We start from the raw sequence: 21,930 nt of genomic DNA, 5'->3' as shown, positions 1-21,930 counted from the left end.
GGGAAATGTCTTAGCGCCCCCTTACGCAGGCTCACGGGAAACTTAATGTTCACCATAAAAAAGGCCCGCATCAAGCGGGCCAGTCAGTACCAGAGAAGTCTAGAGGAAGAATCAGAACGACCAGCGCAGGTTGGCGTTGACCGAATTAACGCGGGTATCGGCGCCGAATTGCCCCTGATAGCCGACATCCAGCGTCGCGGCGCGCGACAGTTTCACGCTCACGCCGATATCGCCCACCATCACGTTGTCATCCACGGCCTGGCCCTGAGTGACGAACGCGTCGCTGCCGGCAAACGCCATGCGCGATGAGGTGTTCTTATCGCCGTAGGCGTGCTGCCAGCCGAGCGAGCCGTAGAGGCTGACGTTCTTCGGCAGTTCGGTCACGCCGCGCACCCCGAGCGTGGAGTAGAAGGTGTTCATCGTTTCATTGCGCACGCTCAGCGCCGCCGCGCCACCCGACTCCTGGAAGCTGTCGGTATGCAGACGGATGTAGCTCAGGTTGATGAACGGTTCGACGTTCATCTCCGGCTGGCCGAAACGGTAGCCCGCTTCGGTGAACGCTAGCAGCGAGTTCGCGTCGTAGTCCGACTTCAGCCGATCCGAGAAACCGCTGAAATCGACGTTGCGCTTGCCTTCAATCTTGTGCCAGGTGTAACCCAGCGCGCCGCGCAGCGAGAACGCATCCTGCTGCCCCGCCGCATACAGGCCGAGGTGGTAGTTGTCGGTATCGGCCTTGGAACGGCGGCTGTCGACGTCGTAGTCGCCGCGGCTGTAACCGAAGTAGCCGCCGATGCGCACGTTATGGTCCGCCAGCTTGCGATCCGCGCCCAACAAGAAGCCGGTGGTGTTGCCATCCAGCTTGCCCACGTTGCCGTTGCCGCTGTTTTTGCCCCAGGAACTGAAGGTCTGCCCCCAGACGCCGCTGTTTTGCGCCTGCGCCGGTTGCACCAGCGACATCGCCAACGGCGGTATCGGCAGGCTGTCGTTGTCGAACAGGCGCAGCATGCGCTGGTTCAGCACGTTGAACAGCTGGGTGCTGCCGGCGATCAGGTTAGACTGCATCGACGGATAGACTTCGCCGGACAGCTGATTGAACGCCTCGCGCGCTTCCGGCGCACTCAGCAGCAGCAGCGAGTTGTACAGCGCCAATGACGGGCCGCTCTGCGTCAGCGTCGAGAGCGCACCGGCGGTATTCCACTGGTTGCCGCTTTCGGCCACCGTTTGGAAAATGCCCGGCTTGCCGCTGCCTGGGTTCTCGCCCCCCGGATTTTCACCGCCTGGGTTTTCCCCGCCCGGGTTCTCGCCCCCTGGATTCTCACCGCCTGGGTTTTCTCCACCCGGGTTTTCGCCCCCTGGATTTTCACCGCCTGGGTTTTCTCCACCCGGGTTTTCGCCCCCTGGATTTTCACCGCCCGTGTCTTTCTGCGCGATGGTCAGATCCACGGCGTTGGCGCTGTGATTCAGCGCTACATCGAGGAAGGCAGACTTGGAGACCGCCGCCGCGAACTGGCCGTCAATGCCGCCGTCCGAGGTCAGAATGCGATAGCTTTGGCCGGTTTTATAGCTGGTTTGCGGATCCAGCGCCGTAACCTGCACCTTGGCCCGATCGCTGATGGTGGTTTTGCCCGCCACCAGCAGCTGGTCGCTGCGGCCGTCGCCGGCGATATCGACGTCATAGAAGGATTCGCCGATAAAGTTCAGGTAGCGTTTCAGCGTCAGCGTGCCGATATTGCCGTCGCCGGGCGAGATATGGCCGCCGGACTGGATCTCGGTCTGGCCCAGCGTGCCGTTGCCGCCCAATGTGCCGCCGGCCTTGATCGACGCGGCGCTGCTGTAGCCCTGCCCGTTATTGACGTCGGAACCCGCCGTCGCGTTGAGGATCAGCGTGCCGCCGTTCTCTGCGCTGAGGGTTTGGATCTCGAAGATGTCGTCTTCTTTCTGGGTATTGATGTCGCTGGCGATGATGAGCTTGCCGCCGCGCGCGGTGACGTTCGCCTGCAGCTCAGAGAGATCGCCGTTCAGCGTCGTGTGCCCGGCGCTGTTGATCACCTCGCCTTCGCCGCTCATCTTGTTGCTGAAAACGTAATTGCCGTCGGTATGGTTAAAGTACACATAGCTGCGGAACAATCCGCCCCGCAGGGCGATCGCCGTCTGGGCATCGATGGTGCCTGCGGCGCCCGCCGCGCCGAGCGTCGGCTCGGTCAACCCGGTGCCGGTGTCCATGTTGCCGCGGCTGCCGATAATCAGCGCGCCGCGGTTCGAGCCGGAGCCGGTCTTGCCCAGCACCACTTCGTTGCCGCCGGCGGAGAATGTCCCGCCGTCCATGACCGCCAGCACGCCGTTGCCGTAATCGCCGACGTTGACGCTGCTGCCGCTGGTAAACCGTGAGCCGTTGCCGGCGATCGTCAGCTCGGCAGTTTTACGCGCGCCGGAGACGCCCGCCACTTCGATGCTGCCAACGCTGACCGCACCGCCGTTCAGCACGTCCAGATCGCCGTAAAGCGTGAGCGCGCGGCCGACGTTCCATTGGGAATTGGCCCCGGTGACCGTGGCTTTCGGGCTCAGCGTATCAGTCTCGCCCGGCCCGCTACCATTGCCGATGCGCGCGTCAAAGGCGGTGTTCAGCACCGCGCCGTCTTCAATCGCCAGCGTGGATCGTGCTCCTAAATCGGTGCCGACGCTGAGAAAATTGCTGGTGACTCGAGAACCGGCGCCGGTGGCGATCAGGTGGCTGTCGTAGCCACGCGTGGTGCCGACCACGATCTCTTTCGCGCTGGCCAGCGCGCCGTCTTCAACCCGCAGGGTGCCCCGCCCCAGATTCAGGCCGCCGCGCAGCACGAACTGATCGTTCACCGCGTTCAGCTCGGCGTTCGGCCCGCGGACCGTGACCAGGCTTTCATGAATTTGGCCGTTGAACATCCGGCCGATATTGATGTTATAGGCGCTGATCTTGCCATTATCGATCAGCAAGTTGCCGCTTTGATTACGGCCGACGTAAACGTCCCCGGTGTAGGCCAATGATTCGGTAATTTTTGCGTCGCCATCAAAAATGGCATCGTCTGCGCGAGCGATATCGGCGGGCGCCAGCATCAACAGCGGCGCAGAAAATAGAGCGAGGTAAAGTTTGGAAAGCGGTGTTTTAACCGCTAAAGGATGCGATGTCTTGTCATTCACGGGCTATCTCCGTACTCGTTGGCGTGATGGCGCGAAATTTATTGTTATAGGGAAACTCAATGCACTAGAGGAGGTGTAAGGCTTTATTTCGCGCACGCCGGTTTAGTGATCGTCGAAGCAAAAGCTTATTGCCCCCCGGCGCTGACGCTCCGACGATGGAAAACCAGGAAGCGGCAATACCGCCCCCAAAGCGAATTATTTATGCGTGACCACCGGCGTACAGGTCGGCGCGCTCAGCGACGGCGACGAACCTAAAATTCCCGGCATCATCAGCGACGAGCAATCGAAAATGCGGCCTTTTTCCGTGGTGGCGCGATAAGAAAGTTTTTGCCCGCCCAGCGCATCCGGTGGTGCGCCATTGACATTGGTCACGGTAATTTCGTCCGATGAGCCCAGGCCCAGCATTTTGGCGGTTTCCGCCTGCAGTAATGGAATGGCCTGATCGGTTTTCAGGGTGGAACAACCGGCTATCATCATCGTAACGGTTAAAGCGATAAGTGGTTTTTTCATAAATTATCCTTTATAACCAATCAGTTAAAATTATCGATTGGCTTTATGTTTTCTCTTATCCAAATCCTCGAATAATATATTTCCCTTTCCTAAACGAAAAAACCCTCCTAAAGTAGGGAGGGTTGATAATAATTCATCAGACCTATCTGAACTGTGAAGGCGAAAGGAGAATCCTTTGGGGCAGGATTATGCGTTGGTCGTTGATGACCATCCATTGGTAGCAAGCGGTATCGCTAACTTTCTCAGCACGCATTGCCGATTCAAACAGGCACATGTGGTGACCAATGAAGAAAATTGCTACCGTCATATTAGGGAAAATGGCCCACCGCGTTTACTGGTGATCGATTTTTGGCTCTCTTCCGGTACGGCGTTGAAATTACTCAAAGAAGTAAAACAACGTTATTCTCAGGTGCGTATTTTGGTGGTCAGCGGCGACGAAAATAACGATATCTGGCAGAAAGTGAACAATGCCGGCGGGCATGGGTTCGTATTAAAAAACGAACCCCCGGAATTATTCGCCAGAGCGGTTTTTGCGTTGAATAATAATCAGGAGTGGTTCCCGGAAGGAAATGAACCCGCCATTAAAAACCATCATGAACATTTAAATAAATTCAATTTAACGCCGAGACAAATCGACGTATTAACTATGATGCTGCGCGGCCTGCCGAATAAAAGGATCGCGACGCAGCTGTCTATTTCCGAACCCACCGTGAAAGAGCATATCAGTAATATCTTGAAAAAGATCGGCGTCAACAGCCGGGTGGAAGCCATCACGCTGTTGCACGGCAAACGGGATCCGTCGCCATGAAGTTTTTCCAGAATTTACAAAATGATGGCATCTCCTCACGCGCGCAGATCCGCCTGCTGGACAACACCTTCATGCGGTTGGTGTTCAGCTTCACCGCCGTGCCTTTCGTCGGCATCCCGTTCGCCATCTGGATTTATTTGCTGGGGGATGAACTCGGCCCAACCATTGCCTGGATCATGGTTTACCTGCTATGCGCCGTGGCGATCAGAATATGGCATCGGCGCTACCAACGCGAGGCCAAAGAAAATGATGAAGACGCCGTGCTGCGCCGCTGGCTGCCGCGCATTAATAAGGTGGCGTTTATTCACGGGGTGGGGATCTCCTCACTCTATTTAATTACCCCGCAGACCCATAACTTTGACTTTTTTCTGCTGCTCAATATCAGCATCGCCGCGATCGTCGCCGCCAACGCAACGCATCTGACGCCGGTTATCAGCACCTTTACCCGCTTTTTCTTCGCTTCCTGGGGGCTGCTGAACCTCGGCATCATCTGGCGGCTGGAAGACGTGATGTTCATCGTGCTGATGCTGAACTTGCTGTACGGCTTCGCCATTTACCGCCACGCGTTAACCTCGCATGCGTTCTTTATCCAGCAGGCGTTGCTCGAAGAACAAAGCTCGCGCCTGGCGGAACAGTTCCGGCAAGCTAAAGAGGAGGCGGAACAGGCGCTGCTGGACAAGAACCAGTTCCTGACCACCGCCAGCCACGATCTGCGCCAGCCGGTGCACGCCATGGGCTTTCTGATCGAAGCCATCATCCACAAGAACCGCGACGACAGCCTGACGCCACAGCTGCTGGATCTGCAGCAGAGCGTGCGTTCGGTGCATTTGATGTTCAATTCATTGCTCGATCTCAGCAAGATCGAGTCCGGCAACGTGCGCACCGCCGCCACCCATGTGGATATCGGCGCCCTGCTCGACTCGGTGATCACCCTGTTCCGCGAAGAGGCCAACAGCCGCGCCCTGGCGCTGCGCACCTGGCGGCCTAAACGGCGCATCAGCGTGATGGGCGATCCGCTGCTGGTGCGGCAATCGTTGATCAACCTGATCCAAAACGCCCTGCGCTACACGCAACGGGGCGGCGTGCTGATCGCCATCCGCCCGCGCGGCGCCGAGTGCCTGGTGGAAGTATGGGACACCGGCGTGGGCATCGCCGACGAAGAGAAAAGCAAAATCTTCTCCCCTTACTACCGCCCCGAACTGGCGTGGAAAATCGACAGCGCCGGCCACGGGCTGGGGCTGGCGGTAGTGGCGCGCTGCGCCAAGCTAATGAAGGTGAAGTACGGCATGCACTCCGTCGAAGGCAAAGGCTCACGCTTCTGGATGCGCTTCACGCAATACATCGGCGAAGACAAAGCGCCGGAAACCGCGGCCGCCTACGACAACACCGCCACGCCCATCCGCTATGCGCCGCTGCGCGGCGCCTGCCTGGTGGTGGACGACGATCCCTTGGTGACTTCAGCCTGGGAGAGCCTGATGAGCACCTGGGGCATCACCGTGCGCTGCGCGGCCTCCGCCGAGGAAGCCTTCGCCATCGTCGACGACGGTTTTACGCCGTTCGCCGTGCTGTGCGACCAGCGCCTGCGTTCCGGCGAGAGCGGTTTCGACATCCTGAAAGCGCTGTTCGAACGCCTGCCGGACGTGAGCGGCGCCATGGTCAGCGGCGAGTTCAACTCGCAGATATTGCAAGAGGCCGAGCAGGAAGGCTATCTGGTGCTGCGCAAGCCGCTGGAGCCGGCCAGGCTGCATGCGCTGCTGACGCAGTGGGGGGCGGGCTAGCGCGAGGCGGTGCCTTAGCGGACAAGATGCCGCAGCAGGCCTTCAAGGTTGCGCTCCCCCTCCGGGGTTTGCGCACCGGCCTTCAGCCCGCCGCGAATCAACTGTTCCGCGGCCGGGCGTGCGAACAATCCCGCCCAGGCGTCGTGCTCGCGATAAAAACCGGCCTGCAGATCCGGTACAGGCATCGCCTGTTTGGCCGCTGCAATCACGCCCTCTGGCAATGCCGCGATATTGCGCGCTAACCGATCGACGAAATCATCGAGCTCGGCGGCTGGCAAGGCACGGTTAATCCAGCCATAACGCTCTGCAGTAGCGGCATCGAAAAGCTCGGCGCCCAGGATCACTTCCAGAGCGCGGCCGCGCGTCATTCGGCTCGTCAGATACTGCGTCGCGCCGCCGCCGGGCGTAATGCCCATCAAGGCCTCGCACTGGGCCAGTCCCGCCGTTTCCCGTGCAGCGAAAGCCATATCGGCCGCCGCCACAAACTCGGCGCCGCCGCCGCGCGCCAGCCCGGCCAGCTTAACGAGAGTGACCTGCGGCTGGCTGCGCAGCAGTTCGCCAAACGCCTGGAACGGATTAAGCCCCTCCGGCGCGTTGCTCGCCAGTTCGTCAAAAGCGTGCGGCTCATCGATCAAGGTCATGTCGACGTGAGCAATAAAGAACGCTGGGTTCGCGCTCTGGAACACCAACACCCGCGTATCCGGATCGTCACGCACCGCGAGCAATAAACAGCTGATTTCCGACATCAGCGCCACATCAAGTACGTTTACCGGTGGGTTATCGATAGCGATCGTCATCACGCCGTGCGCATGAGACAGCCTGAGTTTGCTGAAATCTGTATCTGTCATCTCAATGTCCTTTTACCTGGGGTACAAGTGCGGGTTATTCGCGCCGTGTTTCGAATGGTATACTTTGCATACCTGGCGTCAATTACGCACCTTAAGCATCCCAGGGATGCGGGAGGATACCGATGGATAAGACCGATGTTGTTTACCGCGCCGACTGCCCGAGCCGCATCGTGCTCGATCAGATTGCAGATAAATGGTCCATGATGGTGCTGGAAGTGCTGCGCGAGCCGCAGCGCTTCAACGCCATCAAGCGCCGTCTGAATGGCGTCACGCAACGCGTGCTGACCCAGACCCTGCGCAAACTGGAACGCAACGGCATGGTGTATCGTAAAGTGTTGGACGGGCGGGTGCTTGGCGTCGAGTATTCGCTGACGCCGCTCGGCAAATCCCTGCAGGGGCCGTTCTCGATACTGTTCGATTGGACGTTAGGGAATATTGAGGCGATTCAGGAGTGCCAACGCAAGTATGATGAGCAGGACGAGTGATGCGATCCTCTATAGATAGGTTCAGAGAGATCGAGCGTGGCCGCGCTCTTTTTAACGTAGCCGATGGTCTCTACTTTCTTCATGCCCCCAGGCGCTATCAATCATGCCAAGGTCCGAACATAGGCCAGATTTAGGCCACAAACAATGTTCGGCTTTACTCATGGCTGGAACCAGGCAGAAAAGATATGGCCATATAAAGAAAACCCTCTGTAAAAACAGAGGGTTTCAGTCACTTCGGCCTAGTTACAAACAGGCTGAGGGAAGTGTCAAATCACTCCCACTCGATCGTCGCCGGCGGCTTGCCGCTAATGTCGTACACCACGCGGGAGATGCCGTCCACTTCGTTGATGATGCGGTTGGAGACGCGGCCGAGGAAGTCATACGGCAGGTGCGCCCAGTGCGCGGTCATGAAGTCGATGGTTTCTACCGCACGCAGGGAGACCACCCAGTCGTATTTGCGGCCGTCGCCCATCACGCCGACCGAACGCACCGGCAGGAACACGGTGAACGCCTGGCTGACTTTGTTGTACAGGTCGGCTTTGTGCAGCTCTTCGATGAAGATAGCGTCAGCGCGGCGCAGCAGATCGCAGTACTCTTTCTTCACTTCGCCCAGCACGCGCACGCCCAGACCCGGGCCCGGGAACGGGTGACGGAACAGCATGTCGTACGGCAGGCCCAGCTCCAAGCCGATCTTGCGCACTTCGTCTTTGAACAGCTCTTTCAGCGGCTCGACCAGGCCCAGCTTCATCTCTTTCGGCAGGCCGCCCACGTTGTGGTGCGACTTGATCACGTGCGCTTTGCCGGTGGCGGAAGCGGCGGATTCGATTACGTCCGGGTAGATGGTGCCCTGCGCCAGCCATTTCACCTGCTCTTGCTTGCAGGCTTCTTCGTCGAACACTTCAACGAACACGCGGCCGATGATTTTACGCTTGGCTTCCGGCTCGTCCACGCCCGCCAGCGCGGTCAGGAAGCGGTTTTCCGCTTCGACGTGCACGATGTTCAGACCGAAGTGGTCGCCGAACATTTCCATTACCTGCTTGGCTTCGTTCAGGCGCAGCAGGCCGTTATCGACGAATACGCAGGTCAGGCGTTTGCCGATGGCGCGGTGCAGTAGCATCGCGGTCACGGAGGAGTCAACGCCGCCGGACAGGCCGAGGATCACGTGGTCTTCACCCACCTGCTCGCGGATGCGCTCGACCGCATCTTCGATGATGGTGGCCGGGGTCCACAGGGCTTCACACTGGCAGATGTCCAGTACGAAGCGCTCCAGCATGCGCTGGCCCTGACGGGTGTGGGTCACTTCCGGGTGGAACTGCACGCCGTAGAAGCGTTTTTCTTCGTTGGCCATAATGGCGAACGGGCAGGTGTCGGTGCTGGCGACGGTCACGAAGTCGGACGGGATCGCGGTCACTTTGTCGCCGTGGCTCATCCACACGTCCAGCAGCGGTTTGCCGGCCGGGCTGATGGCGTCTTCGATGTCGCGTAGCAGCGCGCTCTCTTTGACGATTTCCACCTGCGCGTAGCCAAACTCGCGTTCGTTGGAACCCTGCACATGGCCACCCAGCTGCATCGCCATGGTCTGCATGCCGTAGCACACGCCCAGCACCGGCACGCCGGCGTTGAACACGTAGTCCGGGGCGCGCGGGCTGCCGGCTTCGGTGGTGCTTTCCGGGCCACCGGAGAGGATGATGCCGCTTGGGTTGAATTCGCGGATCTGCTCTTCGCTAACGTCCCAGGCCCACAGTTCGCAGTAAACGCCGATTTCGCGCACGCGGCGGGCGACCAGTTGGGTGTATTGCGAACCGAAGTCCAGTATCAGGATGCGATGCTTATGGATATTTTGTGTCATGTGAGGCGAATTCCAGCAACAAGAGAAAAAGAGCGAAAATGTGTGTTTCGGGATGGGGCTTAACGCCCCACCCCGGCCTCTCACTCAGGAGAGGTTAAGGCATTAGCCCATGCGGTAGTTCGGCGACTCTTTGGTGATGGTCACGTCGTGCACGTGGCTTTCCTGAATGCCGGCGCCGCTGATGCGCACGAACTCCGCCTTGGTGCGCAGATCGTCGATGGTGGCGCAGCCGGTCAGGCCCATGCAGGAGCGCAGGCCGCCCATCTGCTGGTGCACGATGGCTTTCAGCATGCCTTTATAGGCCACGCGGCCTTCGATACCTTCCGGCACCAGTTTGTCGGCGGCGTTATCGGTCTGGAAGTAACGGTCGGAAGAGCCTTTGGACATCGCGCCCAGCGAGCCCATGCCGCGGTAAGATTTGAACGAACGGCCCTGATACAGCTCGATTTCGCCCGGGGATTCTTCGGTGCCCGCCAGCATGGAGCCGACCATCACGCAGGATGCGCCCGCGGCGATCGCTTTGGCGATGTCGCCGGAGAAGCGGATGCCGCCGTCGGCGATAACCGGGATGCCGGTGCCTTCCAGCGCTTCCACCGCGTCGGCGATGGCGGTGATCTGCGGTACGCCCACGCCGGTCACGATGCGGGTAGTACAGATGGAGCCAGGGCCGATACCGACTTTCACCGCGCTCACGCCGGCTTCAGCCAGCGCTTTGGCGCCCGCTGCGGTCGCGACGTTGCCGCCGACGATCTGCAGATCCGGGTATTTGGCGCGGGTTTCGCGGATGCGCTGCAACACGCCTTCGGAGTGGCCGTGCGAGGAGTCGATCAGCAGAACGTCAACGCCTGCCGCCACCAGCGCGTCAACGCGCTCTTCGTTGCCGGCGCCGGCGCCGACCGCCGCGCCCACGCGCAAACGGCCGTGCTCGTCTTTACAGGCGTTCGGTTTGCGTTCCGCTTTCTGGAAGTCTTTAACGGTGATCATGCCCAGCAGGTGGAAGCTGTCGTCCACCACCAGCGCTTTTTCTACGCGCTTTTCGTGCATCTTCTGCAGCACCACGTCGCGCGCTTCACCTTCTTTCACGGTGACCAGGCGATCTTTCGGCGTCATGACCGCGGTGACCGGCTGGGTCAGATCGGTCACGAAACGCACGTCGCGGCCGGTGATGATGCCGACCAGCTCGTTGTCTTCGGTGACGACCGGGTAACCGGCGAAGCCGTTGCGCGCGGTCAGCTCTTTCACTTCCTGCAGCGTGGTGGATGGGGTAACGGTCTGCGGGTCGGTAACTACGCCGCTTTCATGCTTCTTCACGCGGCTGACTTCTTCAGCCTGGCGCTCGATGGACATGTTTTTGTGGATGAAGCCCAGGCCGCCTTCCTGCGCCAGCGCGATGGCCAGGCCGGATTCGGTAACGGTATCCATGGCTGCGGACAGCATAGGGATGTTCAGGCGGATGGTTTTGGTCAGTTGGGTGCCGAGCTCTGCGGTGTTAGGCAGAACCGTGGAGTGGGCTGGAACCAGGAGGACGTCGTCAAACGTCAGAGCTTCTTTAGCGATACGTAGCATGGGCAATATCTCACCAGGGTGGGCTGTGAAAAAGATAAAATATTGCCGCGGCATTATACAGAGCGGAATCGGTTGCCTCCAGCACTTTCTTACAAAAAGTCTTGATTACCTTTTTCAGCCATGTAGTATCAACCAATTAAGTGATTGTTTTGAAATTTGATCTGGGTCACATGTCGCTACCTGTTTCGCCTTCCATTTTTACCGTAAGCCGCCTCAATCAGACGGTTCGCCAACTGCTGGAAATGGAAATGGGACAGATTTGGCTCTCCGCCGAGATCTCCAACCTTTCCCAGCCCGCCTCCGGCCACTGGTATTTCACGCTGAAAGACGATCGCGCCCAGGTGCGCTGCGCGATGTTCCGCAACAGCAACCGCCGCGTCACCTTCCGGCCGCAAAACGGCCAGCAGGTCCTGGTGCGCGCCAGCATCACGCTGTATGAACCGCGCGGCGACTACCAGCTGATCGCCGAGAGCATGCAGCCCGCCGGCGACGGCCTGCTGCAGCAACAGTTCGAGCAGCTGAAACAGCGCCTGAGCGCCGAAGGGCTGTTCGATCAGCAGTTCAAGCAGCCGCTGCCCGCCCCGGCCAAACGCGTCGGGGTGATCACCTCCGCCAGCGGCGCGGCGCTGCACGATATTCTGCAGGTATTGCAGCGGCGCGATCCGTCGTTGCCGATCGTCATCTACCCCACCTCGGTGCAGGGCGCGGAAGCGCCGATGCAGATCGTGCGCGCCATCGAGGCCGCCAACCGCCGCGACGAATGCGACGTATTGATCGTCGGCCGCGGCGGCGGTTCACTGGAGGATTTGTGGAGCTTCAACGACGAACGCGTGGCGCGGGCGATCTTCGCCAGCCGCATTCCGATCGTCAGCGCCGTCGGCCATGAAACCGACGTCACCATCGCCGACTTCGTCGCCGATCTGCGCGCGCCGACCCCTTCCGCCGCCGCCGAACTGGTCAGCCGCAATCAGCTTGAGCTATTACGCCAGCTGCAGTCGCAGCAGCAGCGGCTGGAGATGGCGATGGATTACTATCTGGCGCAGCGCCAGCAGCAGTTCACCCGCATTCACCACCGTTTACAGCAGCAGCATCCGCATCTGCGCCTGGCGCGCCAGCAGACGCTGCTGTTCAAGCTGCAGCGCCGGATGGAAGACGGCATGCAGCAACAGCTGCGCCTGGCCGCCCGCCGCAGCGAACGCGCCCAGCAGCGGCTGGCGCAGGTGCAGCCGCAGGGCCGCATTCACCGCTACCAACAGCGCGTACAGCAGCAGGAATACCGCCTGCAGCAGGCGATGGAGCGGCAGCTTAACGCCTACCGCCAGCGCTTCGGCGTGGCCTGCAGCCAACTGGAAACCGTCAGCCCGCTGGCGACGCTGGCGCGCGGCTACAGCGTGACGCAAACCCCGCGCGGCGAGCTGCTGAAAACCACCAAGCAGGCGCAGGTCGGCGAACTGCTGAAAACCCGCCTGCAGGACGGCTGGGTGGAAAGCGAGGTGAAAACCATCACCGTCGCCAAGAAGCCGCGCAAGAAACGCGCGGCCGAGTAACCCCTACTCCAGCGTAAAACGCTCGCCCGGTTCGCCGTTCACCCACAGCGCGCGCATTTCGCCTTCCGGCAGGCTGAGCGCCAACGTGCGCCAGGCCAGGCGGAAACGCCCTTCCGTCGTGATATCCAGCATGATGCGCTGATGGTCGCAGCGCATTTCCCAACGCAGCCACAGCGCATCGCCCTGTCGCCAGCCTTCGCTTTCACCGTCGTCCTCAAACAGCAGCCCGCTGCTTGCGCCGCAGCCCTTGAGCGGAAACAGCCGCAGCTCGCGCCGATCGTCGGCGGCCACATCCACATGCGCCAGCCACTGCGACAGCGGCAGCGCCGCCCCGGCGCGCACCAGCAGCGGCAAACGCTCCAGCGGCGCCTCCAGCGTCACCGTCTGGCCGCCGCCGAACCATTGGCCGCTGTAGAAGCAGTACCAGCCTTCGCCGTTGTCCGGCAGATATACCGAACGCCGGCGCTGCCCCGGCTCCACCACGCTGGCCACCAGCAGATCGCGGCCGATCAGAAAATCGTCGTTCTCGCCGAAGGTGCGCGCATCCTGTTCGTGATCGAGGAAAGTCGGGCGCAGCATCGGCTCGTCGTCGGCGCAGGCCTGCCACAGCAGAGTGTAGAAATACGGCAGCAGCCGGTAACGCAGGTTGATCGCCTCACGCACCGCCGGGGTGGCGGCCGGGTACATCCAGGGCTCGTTGACCGTAGCATCGTCGTTCCAGGAGTGGATGGTGAAACGCGGGTGCATCACGCCGTTTTGCACCCAGCGCACCAGCAGCTCCGCGTCCGGTTTGTCGCCGGAGAAGCCGCCGACGTCGTGGCCGAGGTTATACAGCCCGGACAGGCTCATGCCCAGCCCCATGCGGATGTTGTAGCGCAGCGTCTGCCAACTGGTGCGGTTGTCGCCGCTCCAGGTCTGCACATAGCGCTGCATGCCGGCGCAGCCGGAGCGCGAGATCAAGTACGGCCGCCGCTGCGGCGCGAAGCGCTGCTGGGCCTCCATCGAGGCGCGCATCATCAGCAATGGCATCACCGGTCGGATATGCTTGATGGCGATCGGCCGTCCAAAGCCGTGGCAGCGCGCTTCGCCATCCCACACTTCGTACTCGTTGTTGTCATTCCAGGTGGAATCGATGCCCATCTCCAGCAGTTGCTGCGTGACACCCTGCTGCCACCAGCGCACCGTCGCCGGATTGGTGAAGTCGAGGTGCGATCCCTCGTCGTCCCAGAAGCTGGAGCGCTCCGGCGCGTCGCTTTGCGAATCGCGGATAAACAGCCCCTGCGCCGCCACCGCCTGATACTGCGGGTGATCCTGCAGCAGGCACGGCTTGATGTTGGCCGCCAGCCTGAGGCCAGCGTCGTGAAACGCCTGGCTGAGCAGCTTGGGCTGCGGCACCTTGTCGTAGTTCCAGTTGAACACGTAGCGCTTGTTGTTGATCGAGGTGTAGCCCGACGACAGCTGGAAAGAGTCGCAGGGAATGGCGTGCTGGCGGCACAGCGCGATGAACTGCTGCAACTGCTGCTGGGCGTCCGGCGCGTCGGTGTAGTGCATGGTCGAGCCGCTGTAGCCCAAGCTCCACTTCGGCCCGAAGTGGGTGCGGCCGGTCAGGCGCACGAACGCCTTGGTGACGTCCAATACCTTCGGCCCGAGGAACAGGTAGTAATCCAGATCGCCCGCTTCGGCCTGATAGCGGCGATAGGCCGCGTGGTAGTTGTCGATCTCGTTGCCCAGATCCAACCAGCAGCTGCTCAGGTTGTCGTAGAACAGACCGAAGCTCGCCTCCGGCCCGCGGGTGATGGTGAACGGAATGTGCTTGTACAGCGGATCGGTGCTGGCGGCGTTGTAGCCCATGGCGTCCAGGTTGCGCATCTCGAAGCGGCGGCCGGTGCGCTCCAGATCGCCGGTTTTCTCCCCCAGGCCGTAATAGCGCTCATCGGCGAAGCGGCGTTGGTAGTGCGCCACGCCGTCGCCGTGCGCATTGAGCAGGTAGGCGCTGGTTGGCCGATCCGCCGCCAGCGGCCGCCACTCGCCGGCGGCATTGCAATGCTCCCATTCCAACCACAGCGGCTGATGCACCGTCACGCGCAGCAGCGGCGTGCTGACCACCAGCCGACCGCTCTCCTGGCGCAGCTGATAGCCCGGCAGGCTGAAGCCGGCGACGCTGAGCCGTTCGCGCCCTTCCCAAGGCACATCCTCCTGCGGCGCGATGCTCCAGGTGCGATCCAGCGCCAGCTCACCGTTGCGCTTGATCAACACGCGGAACAAACCGTCTTCCAACACGTACAGACAGAAACGGTGACGTTCATCGACCAGCAGCTCGACATGGTCGGCATGCTGCGCCGCCAGCGTCCAATTTTTCAAGGTTTTCATAAATATCCCACTTAGCTGTGTGAAGGGGTTTTCTTACCGCCGCGCTCGGCGATCAGGGCAATCAGGAACACAGCGCCGATCAGATCGAAGAAGCCCATGGCGATAAACAGCGGGTTGAAGCCGATGGTGTCGGACACCGCGCCGATCAGCAGCGTGAACAGGAAGCTGGCGATCCAGGCGCTGGAGCCGCGCATGCCGTTGACCGTCGCCATCTGGTTTTTATCGAACGACTCCACCACCAGCGCGCTGAGCATGCAGGAGATCACCTGGTGGCCGAAGCCGCCGATCGAGATCAGCGCGATCGCCACATAGGGATTTTGGGTGATCGCGACGAACGCCAGCGACACCATCAGGAAAGCGCCGGTCACCGAGCTGGCGACCACCGAGTTGACGCGGCTGCAGCCGAACCATTTGCGGTACAGGGTGGTGAGATAGCCGCTGGCGACGCTGCCGATATCCGCCGCCAGGAACGGCAGCCAGGCGAACATCGCGATCTGTTTCAGATCCATGCCGCGTTCGGTGGCCAGGTACAGCGGCACCCAGAAGCTGAATACCGCCCAGGCCGGCTCGGCGAGGAAGGCCGGGATGGCGATGCCGTAAAACTTCTTGTTCTTGCACAGGCTGGCCAGCGAGGTGAGGAACGGCAGCTTCGGCAGCACCGGTTCGTTATCTTCGCGGATCAGATCCAGCTCTTGCTGGCTGAGGTTCGGGTGCTGCTGCGGCGAGTGGTAGAACAGCCACCACAGCACCACCCAGATCAGCGCCAGCCCGCCGGAGAACAGGAAGGCGCCCTGCCAGCCGAAGGAGACGTGAGCGATGACGATGATCGGGGGCGCCAGCATGGCGCCGATGGAGAAACCGACGCCCGCCCAGCCGGCAGCGATCGGCCGCTCCTTCTTCGGAAACCAGTCGGAGATCGCCTTGGCGTTGGCCGGGGTGGCCGCCGCCTCCGCGCCCCCCATGAAGAAACGCAGAATGGCCAGTTGCAGCCAGCTGCCGGCGCCGGCGTGCAGCATGCACACCACCGCCCAGATGCCGGCACAGATCAGAAAGCCCATCTTCAGGCCGATAACGTCGATCAGCCAGCCGCAGATCGGCTGAAACACCGTGTAGGCCAGCTGGAACGACGCCACCACCCAGGCATATTGCTCGGTGCTCATGTTCAGGCTGGTTTTCAGCTCCGGCGCCAGAATGCCCAGCGAGTTGCGGGTGATGTAGTTGACCGTCACGCCCAGCAAGAACAGCGCCAGCATCCACCAGCGCAGCGATTTGAACTTGCGCCGGCCGCTCTGCGCGACCGCCTGATTGATCTCCACACTCATCGGTTCTCTCCCCGCGGCCGCCGACTACGGCGACGCGCGTTTTGGTAGGGTACGTTGTGCTATCAAACACGGGACGGTGAAAACGGGTCGGCGCCATATCATTGGCCGACAGACAATCACAACCCCATGATTTATTTTTGTTTTCATTTTCGCACACCGTTAAAATTGGACTGACAGGTCGCTAAAATTGGTGTACCAATGCAGACTACTCAGCGAGAGCGCGCAGCGAAACGCTGTTTTTTGCAAAGATTTTCACAGGCGGGTGAAAAAATAGTCATAATGACCAAGAAATCCGGTCAAGACGCTGAAAATCTGCAATGAAAATATTCTCACGGACGAATTTGAAGGAGATCACAGAATGAACGGAAAGCTGAAAATTCAGGAGATCGCCCGCCAAACCGGGCTGTCGATCAGCACCGTTTCCCGCGTGCTGGCAGGCAAGGCCAACACCAGCGCCGAGGCGCGCCGCAAGGTGCTGGACTGTGCGCAGCAAAACGGCATTCTGCAGGGCATTTCCAGCGGCCGACTGATGCTGAACAATGTGATGGTGTTCGCGCCGCAGCGCGCGTTCGACGTACGCACCGACATCTTCTACTACAAGGTCATTCAGGGTATCGCCGCCGCGCTGATGGAGCACGAGGTGCGCATCCGCTACTGCGGGCTGGAAGAGCAACACAGCGACAGCGCGCTGTTTCTGGAAAAGATGAGCGACCCGCACACCGAAGCGGCGCTGATCATCGGCATCGACGACGAGCATATCCACACCCTGGCCGCCGATCTGCACAAGCCCTGCGTGCTGATCAACTGCAGCGATCGGCAGATGCGGCTGGACAGCGTCTCGCCGGATCATCAGCTGATCGGCGACTATTCCGCCAGCTACCTGTTCCAGCAGGGGCACAGCCATATCCTCAATCTGCAGTGTCTGCGCCGCCACACCATGGAGCTGCGGCTGGCGGGCATCCGGCAGGCCTACGCCCGGCATCATCTGCCGTTCGACGACGGCCGCCATCTGATCACCACCTCCGGCTTCGGCGGCGAAGAGGCCGAGCAGGCGCTGACCACCTATCTCGATGGCATCCACGGCCACTCCCCGCTGCCGACGGCGATCCTGGCCGGCGGTGACTACATGGCGGTCGGGGCGGTCAAAGCGCTCAACAAGCGGGGGCTGAGCGTGCCGGGCGACGTCTCGGTGATGAGCACCGACGGCTTCAATCTGGCGGAAATCCACGATGTGCCGCTGACCTCGGTGCAGGTGCCGCGCGACGAGCTGGGCTACGAGGCGATCCAGCTGCTGCAGCGGCGCATGCTGCGCGCCGACGCGCCGCCGTGCAATCTGCTGCTGCACGGCCGGCTGGCGGTGCGCACCTCGGTGCGACGCATCAGCCCGCACAAGACCGCGCCGGCGGTGAGCACGCATGACCACAGGCTTTATGACGAGTAGGCTACACTTAGGCACAGTGCATTCATTCGATGAGGTAAAATTTTTGCCTAAGGAGAGCCACTATGCCAGCCCAGCGCATGCGTTCCGTCATTCCTCCCTACATGCTGCGCCGCATCATTGAACACGGCAACGCCCCGCAGCGCGACTGCGCGCTGCACACGCTGAACCACGTGCAAAGCCTGCTCGGCAACAAGCCGCTGCGTTCGCCGACCGAGAAAAACGCCCGAGCCGGCGAAGCGCTCCGCGATATCTACGACGCCCAGAACGGCACCCAGCTGCCCGGCAAACAGGTGCGCAAAGAGGGCCAGCCCAGCAACCACGATGTGGCGGTGGACGAAGCCTACGACTACCTCGGTGTCACCTACGATTTCTTCTGGCAGGCCTATCGCCGCAATTCACTGGATAACCAGGGGCTGCCGCTGGTCGGCAGCGTACACTACGGCAAGGAGTACCAGAACGCCTTCTGGAACGGCCAGCAGATGGTGTTCGGCGACGGTGACGGCGAAATCTTCAACCGTTTCACCATCGCCATCGACGTGGTCGGCCACGAGCTGGCGCACGGCGTGACCGAGAGCGAAGCCGGGTTGATCTACTATCAGCAGTCCGGGGCGCTCAATGAAACGCTGTCCGACGTATTCGGCTCGTTGGTCAAGCAGTTCCACCTGCAGCAAACCGCCGATAAAGCCGACTGGCTGATCGGCGCCGGGCTGCTCGCCGAGGGCATCAAAGGCCAAGGGCTGCGCTCGATGTCGGCACCCGGCACCGCCTACGACGATCCGCTGCTGGGCAAAGACCCGCAGCCCGCCAGCATGAAGGATTATATCCAGACCAAGGAAGACAACGGCGGCGTGCACCTCAACTCCGGCATCCCCAACCGCGCCTTCTACCTGGCGGCGACGGCGCTGGGCGGCTTCGCCTGGGAGAAAGCCGGTTACGTCTGGTATGACACGGTGTGCGACAAAGCGCTGCCGCAAAACGCCGACTTCGCCACCTTCGCCCGCACCACGGTGAAACATGCGCTAGCGCGTTTCGACCAGAGCGTGGCGGACAAGGTGCAGCAAGCCTGGCATCAGGTGGGGGTGGAATAATGAAACCGCTGCCGACGCTCAATCAGGATACGGTCATTGAGCTGGCGCGCGAGGGAGGCTTCGCCTACATTCCCAAACTGGCGGGCCAGCGCCGCATCGCGCTGGCCGATATCACGCCGGAGCAGCGGCAGCGCCTGAATCAGTTGCTGAACCAGACGCTACCCTATGCGCAGGAAGAAGGCCAGCCCACCTCCCCCGGCTGCGGCGACCAGCGCTACTACCGCGTGCAAATCAACTACACCAGCCCCACCCTGAGCACTGAGATCGTGCTGTTAATCCCGGAAAGCAGCGCGCCGCAGGCGCTGGTGGATCTGTGGAAAACCGGCCAGGTGGATGAGTGAGGACTTACAGCGGCTGATAGCTGAAATTCACCCGTTTTTTGGAGATCAGCCCGTGCCCGTTCTGGCACAGGTAATCCACCGCCCCGCAGGCTTTCAATTCTTGCAGCGGCTGCCCGCACGCCGGGCAGCTCGCCAGCTGCCGATAATCGTGCTGACAGGCTTCACAATGGTAGTGACCCGCTACCCACTTCATGGTCTGACGGCAGTGCGGACAGTGCGCTTCCATAACGACTCCTGGTTAAATCGCGCCCCATGAGCGCAAGAAATAGATCCCCAACGCGGTGGTGAAGAACGAACCGACGGTGGTGATGGCGATAATGTTGGCCGCCAGCGTGGCGTTGCCGCCCATGGCGCGCGTCATCACATAGCTGCCCGAAGCGGTCGGCGTGGCGGAAAACAGGAAGATAATGCCCAGCGCCGCCCCCTGAAACCCGCACAGCCAGCCGGCCAGCGTCATCAGGCACGGCACCAGAAACAGCTTGGCCGCCGACGACAGCGCCGCCACGTTGGACGAGCGGAACATGGCGCGAAAATCCAGGCTGGCGCCGGTGCACAGCAGCGCCAGCGGCAGCGACAGCGCGGAGATATAGCTGCCGGTCTGGCGGATCACCGTCGGGATGCCCAGCCCGGTTTGCGCATACAGCAGCCCGCACACCAGACCAATGATCAGCGGATTGGTAACGATGCTGCGCAGCAAAGACAGGTGGCTGATTTTCTTGCCCTGCCCGCCCTGCAGGCTGCGTGTGAGGGTGATGACCGACAGCACGTTGAACAGGATCACCGTCACCGTCAGGTACAGCGAGGCGAGCGCAATCCCTTCGCTGCCGTAGGCGGTCATGGCGTAGGCCAGGCCGACGATGGCGGTATTGGCGCGGAAACCGCCCTGTACGAACACCCCTCGCTCACGCGGCTCTTTCACCAGCCACTTGGCGGCCAGCTCCAGGAGCAGGAAGGTCGCCAGCGTGCCGACCGCGCCAAACAGCACCAGCGGCAGGTTGCCGAGCAGCTGCGGGTGGTTGGTGGCGATGCTGAAAAACAGCAGGCACGGCAGCGCCAGATTGAACACCAGGCGGGTCGCGCCGTCGACAAAGCGGTCATCCATCAGGCGCCAATGGCGCAGCAGGATCCCCAGCAGCATCATCAACAGATTCGGCACGGTGACGTTGAACGCAAAACTCCAGGTTTCCCAGGACATGGTGTTCCTTCAGGCAGGCGAGGTAATCTTCAGATAATAAAACGATTTCGGGCCAATAAAAAAGGGGCGCGGCATCACTGCCGCGCCCCACATGAGCGATTACTTGCTCTTTTTCAGGTGGCTCATCAGGCGCTTGCGCTTACGCATCTGGGTCGGCGTCAGCAGGTTGCGTTTGCCGGCGAACGGGTTGTCCCCCTCTTTGAACTGGATGCGGATCGGCGTCCCCATCACGTTCAGCGAGCGGCGGAAGTAGTTCATCAGATAGCGTTTGTACGAATCGGCCAGATCGCTGACCTGGTTGCCGTGGATCACCACGATCGGCGGGTTGTAACCGCCGGCGTGGGCATATTTCAGCTTCACGCGGCGGCCGCGCACCAACGGCGGCTGGTGATCGTCAACCGCCATCTGCATGATTTTGGTCAGCATCGAGGTATTTACGCGGCGGGTTGCGCACTCGTAGGCTTCCTGCACCGATTCGAACAGGTTGCCGACGCCGCTGCCGTGCAGAGCGGAAATGAAGTGCACGCGCGCGAAGTCAACGAAGCCCAGACGCAGGTCGAGCATCTCTTTCACGTGCTCGCGATCTTCTTCGCTCATGCCGTCCCACTTGTTGACCGCAATCACCAGTGAGCGCCCACTATTGAGGATAAAGCCGAGCAGCGAGAGATCTTGATCGGAGATGCCTTCACGCGCGTCGATCACCAGCAGCACGACGTTGGCGTCTTCAATCGCCTGCAGGGTTTTGATCACCGAGAACTTCTCGACGGTTTCGGTCACCTTGCCGCGTTTACGCACCCCGGCGGTGTCGATCAGCACATATTCGCGTTCGTCGCGCACCATCGGAATGTAGATGCTGTCGCGGGTGGTGCCCGGCATGTCATACACCACCACGCGCTCCTCGCCGAGGATGCGGTTAGTGAGCGTAGACTTACCAACGTTCGGACGACCGACGATCGCCAGTTTGATCGGCAGATCCTGCGGGTTGAACGCTTCTTCCGGCTCTTCGTCTTCTTCGCCTTCCAGCGTTTCGCCGTTTTGCTCGGCCCAGTAAGCGGCGTTGGCCTCTTCCTCGGTCAGCTCGACGTCTTCCGGTTTTTCCGGCACGAACGGCACCAGCACGTGTTCGATCAGCTGGGTCACGCCACGGCCGTGGGAAGCGGCGATAGCGAACACTTCACCCAGGCCGAGCGAGTAGAAATCGGCGGTGGCGGTATCCGGATCCAGGCCGTCGGTCTTGTTGGCCACCAGGAAGGTCGCCTTCTGGCGGCTGCGCAGGTGCTGAGCGATGCCCTGATCCGCCGGCATCAGGCCGGCGCGGGCGTCGACCATGAACAGCACGATGTCCGCCTCTTCGATCGCCAGTAGCGACTGACCGGCCATGCGCGTTTCGACGCCGTCTTCGGTGCCGTCGATACCGCCGGTATCGACGATGATGAATTCATTGCCTTCGATTTCAGCACGACCATACTTGCGGTCACGCGTCAGCCCCGGGAAATCCGCCACCAGCGCATCGCGCGTATGGGTTAAACGGTTGAACAAGGTGGATTTACCCACATTCGGGCGCCCGACCAGCGCGACGACAGGTATCATTTTTGAAGCCTCATTACT

At 61.1% G+C, this 21,930-nt stretch carries 17 protein-coding genes; 7 read left to right on the top strand and 10 right to left on the bottom strand.

Going from position 1 to position 21,930, the window contains the following annotated elements:
* Positions 1–111 precede the first annotated feature (111 nt).
* Together ACJ8MK_RS15210 and ACJ8MK_RS15205 are read right to left on the bottom strand one after the other, a co-directional pair.
* Positions 112–3,174 (bottom strand): autotransporter outer membrane beta-barrel domain-containing protein, encoded by a 3,063-nt coding sequence (locus tag ACJ8MK_RS15210; protein ID WP_103825856.1) that lies wholly within the window; start codon positions 3,172–3,174, stop codon positions 112–114.
* Positions 3,175–3,369: 195 nt separating this feature from the next.
* Positions 3,370–3,684: a hypothetical protein gene (locus tag ACJ8MK_RS15205; RefSeq protein WP_041036313.1), complete on the bottom strand. Its 315-nt coding sequence runs from the start codon at positions 3,682–3,684 to the stop codon at positions 3,370–3,372.
* Positions 3,685–3,859: 175 nt separating this feature from the next.
* On the opposite strand from ACJ8MK_RS15205, the gene ACJ8MK_RS15200 reads away from it, so the two are divergent.
* A complete protein-coding gene (locus ACJ8MK_RS15200; RefSeq protein WP_442517865.1) occupies positions 3,860–4,492 on the top strand; it encodes a LuxR C-terminal-related transcriptional regulator in 633 nt (210 codons plus the stop codon).
* Positions 4,489–6,270: a hybrid sensor histidine kinase/response regulator gene (locus ACJ8MK_RS15195; protein ID WP_060423167.1), complete on the top strand. Its 1,782-nt coding sequence runs from the start codon at positions 4,489–4,491 to the stop codon at positions 6,268–6,270. The genes ACJ8MK_RS15200 and ACJ8MK_RS15195 overlap by 4 nt, the downstream gene beginning before the upstream one ends.
* A 14-nt stretch (positions 6,271–6,284) precedes the next feature.
* Here ACJ8MK_RS15195 and ACJ8MK_RS15190 read toward each other — a convergent pair whose 3' ends face one another.
* On the bottom strand, positions 6,285–7,118 hold the full coding sequence (locus ACJ8MK_RS15190) for an enoyl-CoA hydratase/isomerase family protein (RefSeq protein ID WP_442517864.1): 834 nt from the start codon (positions 7,116–7,118) through the stop codon (positions 6,285–6,287).
* A gap of 122 nt (positions 7,119–7,240) precedes the next feature.
* On the opposite strand from ACJ8MK_RS15190, the gene ACJ8MK_RS15185 reads away from it, so the two are divergent.
* The gene (locus ACJ8MK_RS15185; protein ID WP_442517863.1) at positions 7,241–7,603 is read left to right on the top strand and encodes a winged helix-turn-helix transcriptional regulator; all 363 of its coding nucleotides are present in this window, start codon (positions 7,241–7,243) and stop codon (positions 7,601–7,603) included.
* Positions 7,604–7,874: 271 nt separating this feature from the next.
* On the opposite strand, the gene guaA is transcribed toward ACJ8MK_RS15185, so the two are convergent.
* The gene (guaA, locus tag ACJ8MK_RS15180; RefSeq protein ID WP_016929743.1) at positions 7,875–9,452 is read right to left on the bottom strand and encodes a glutamine-hydrolyzing GMP synthase; all 1,578 of its coding nucleotides are present in this window, start codon (positions 9,450–9,452) and stop codon (positions 7,875–7,877) included.
* A 102-nt stretch (positions 9,453–9,554) separates the two neighbouring features.
* A complete protein-coding gene (gene guaB / locus ACJ8MK_RS15175) occupies positions 9,555–11,018 on the bottom strand; it encodes an IMP dehydrogenase (RefSeq protein ID WP_033635581.1) in 1,464 nt (487 codons plus the stop codon).
* Between the two features lie 170 nt (positions 11,019–11,188).
* Here guaB and xseA point away from each other — a divergent pair, with 170 nt between their 5' ends.
* The gene (gene xseA, locus ACJ8MK_RS15170; protein ID WP_031299944.1) at positions 11,189–12,565 is read left to right on the top strand and encodes an exodeoxyribonuclease VII large subunit; all 1,377 of its coding nucleotides are present in this window, start codon (positions 11,189–11,191) and stop codon (positions 12,563–12,565) included.
* A gap of 3 nt (positions 12,566–12,568) precedes the next feature.
* Here xseA and ACJ8MK_RS15165 read toward each other — a convergent pair whose 3' ends face one another.
* On the bottom strand, positions 12,569–14,935 hold the full coding sequence (locus tag ACJ8MK_RS15165) for a glycoside hydrolase family 31 protein (protein ID WP_442517862.1): 2,367 nt from the start codon (positions 14,933–14,935) through the stop codon (positions 12,569–12,571).
* 11 nt (positions 14,936–14,946) lie between these two features.
* Positions 14,947–16,257 (bottom strand): MFS transporter, encoded by a 1,311-nt coding sequence (locus ACJ8MK_RS15160; protein ID WP_442517861.1) that lies wholly within the window; start codon positions 16,255–16,257, stop codon positions 14,947–14,949.
* A gap of 358 nt (positions 16,258–16,615) precedes the next feature.
* Here ACJ8MK_RS15160 and ACJ8MK_RS15155 point away from each other — a divergent pair, with 358 nt between their 5' ends.
* From ACJ8MK_RS15155 to ACJ8MK_RS15145, 3 genes are all read left to right on the top strand, one after another.
* Positions 16,616–17,698: a LacI family DNA-binding transcriptional regulator gene (locus ACJ8MK_RS15155; RefSeq protein WP_442517860.1), complete on the top strand. Its 1,083-nt coding sequence runs from the start codon at positions 16,616–16,618 to the stop codon at positions 17,696–17,698.
* A gap of 62 nt (positions 17,699–17,760) precedes the next feature.
* Positions 17,761–18,786 carry a M4 family metallopeptidase gene (locus ACJ8MK_RS15150; RefSeq protein WP_442517859.1) on the top strand — a complete coding sequence of 342 codons (1,026 nt, stop codon included), beginning with the start codon at positions 17,761–17,763 and terminating at the stop codon, positions 18,784–18,786.
* Positions 18,786–19,127 carry a protealysin inhibitor emfourin gene (locus tag ACJ8MK_RS15145; protein ID WP_033635587.1) on the top strand — a complete coding sequence of 114 codons (342 nt, stop codon included), beginning with the start codon at positions 18,786–18,788 and terminating at the stop codon, positions 19,125–19,127. Before ACJ8MK_RS15150 ends, ACJ8MK_RS15145 begins: the two co-directional genes overlap by 1 nt.
* Positions 19,128–19,131: 4 nt before the next feature.
* Here ACJ8MK_RS15145 and ACJ8MK_RS15140 read toward each other — a convergent pair whose 3' ends face one another.
* The 3 genes from ACJ8MK_RS15140 to der form a co-directional block, all read right to left on the bottom strand.
* The gene (locus ACJ8MK_RS15140) at positions 19,132–19,353 is read right to left on the bottom strand and encodes a zinc ribbon domain-containing protein (protein ID WP_442517858.1); all 222 of its coding nucleotides are present in this window, start codon (positions 19,351–19,353) and stop codon (positions 19,132–19,134) included.
* Positions 19,354–19,365: 12 nt separating this feature from the next.
* A complete protein-coding gene (locus tag ACJ8MK_RS15135) occupies positions 19,366–20,322 on the bottom strand; it encodes an AEC family transporter (protein WP_047730075.1) in 957 nt (318 codons plus the stop codon).
* A 99-nt stretch (positions 20,323–20,421) separates the two neighbouring features.
* The gene (gene der, locus ACJ8MK_RS15130) at positions 20,422–21,912 is read right to left on the bottom strand and encodes a ribosome biogenesis GTPase Der (RefSeq protein ID WP_004941442.1); all 1,491 of its coding nucleotides are present in this window, start codon (positions 21,910–21,912) and stop codon (positions 20,422–20,424) included.
* Positions 21,913–21,930 lie beyond the last annotated feature (18 nt).

Origin of the sequence: Serratia sp. CY38905, assembly GCF_052168875.1 — a bacterium.
GTDB lineage: Bacteria > Pseudomonadota > Gammaproteobacteria > Enterobacterales > Enterobacteriaceae > Serratia > Serratia sarumanii.
This window is presented reverse-complemented; position numbering and strand designations above follow the sequence as displayed.